The sequence below is a fragment of the Pseudomonas sp. HD6422 genome, from assembly GCF_025377065.1.
Classification (GTDB): Bacteria; Pseudomonadota; Gammaproteobacteria; order Pseudomonadales; family Pseudomonadaceae; genus Aquipseudomonas; species Aquipseudomonas putida_U.
On the sequence record NZ_JAHWIW010000090.1, the window covers coordinates 1 to 804 of the forward strand.

The 804-nt window shown below is 38.9% G+C and carries 1 protein-coding gene; it reads right to left on the reverse strand.

Features of this window, described 5'->3' with window-relative positions; all coding sequences use genetic code 11:
• Positions 1-142: 142 nt before the first annotated feature.
• The gene (locus KY379_RS27180; RefSeq protein WP_032495607.1) at positions 143-799 is read right to left on the reverse strand and encodes a quinolone resistance pentapeptide repeat protein QnrVC6; all 657 of its coding nucleotides are present in this window, start codon (positions 797-799) and stop codon (positions 143-145) included.
• Positions 800-804 lie beyond the last annotated feature (5 nt).

Below are 804 nucleotides of genomic sequence, written 5' to 3' on the forward strand. Positions count from 1 at the left end.
TAACGCCGCGTTAAGTAGTGAGCAACATGCCACCCAACCTAAACCATTGTGCCGTAAACACTAAATTCAAAGCAAACCGAAAATGCCCAGCGTTGCGAATCTGTCTTAAACGCTTTGTTATGTGCGTAGCCGAATCTTGCGCTTAGTCAGGAACAATGATTACCCCTAATTGCTCCAGTAACTGCTCCTGTTGCCACGAGCATATTTTTACACCTGTAAGATCAATCTTTCGAGGATCTAAACCATAAAGCTCTGAATGACTTAAATCACAGCCTTGTACTCTAAACTGTTCCCAGCAGTCTTCTGAAAAAACGCCACGACTTAAATCTGATTCTTTAAATGAAGCGCCTCGAAGATTTGCACCAATCCATCTATTTTCGAACAGGTCACATTTTTCAATAAGCTGCTGCTCAAAATTGGCATAGGATAAGTTACAACCTGTTATGTATGCAGAGCAAAAGTACATTTTATTCGAAACCTGATTTACAAAACTAACTTGGCTAAAATTTGCCCCTTTAAGATCACAATCTCTCAGTTCAATACCAAAGCAATTTGCCCCCTTAAAATGGGACATTGAAAGCTGACAATCTTTAAATGAAGCATCTCGAAGATCAGCATAAGAAAAATCGCACCCTTCCAGTGCCCCCTGCTCTATGAAAGTACAGTTAATGAACTGTGTATCTCGAAGGTTTGAGCGCTTAAAATTACAATGTATAAAAGTACAATTGCTAAAGATATGTTCTTGCAAGTCCTGATGTGAGAAGTTCACTTGATTATATAATTGCTTTGATTTTTCCATGCTGT

Bases quoted from the DNA above. Each gene is read 5' to 3' on its own strand.
- KY379_RS27180 (WP_032495607.1), bottom strand. From the start codon at position 799: ATGGAAAAATCAAAGCAATTATATAATCAAGTGAACTTCTCACATCAG.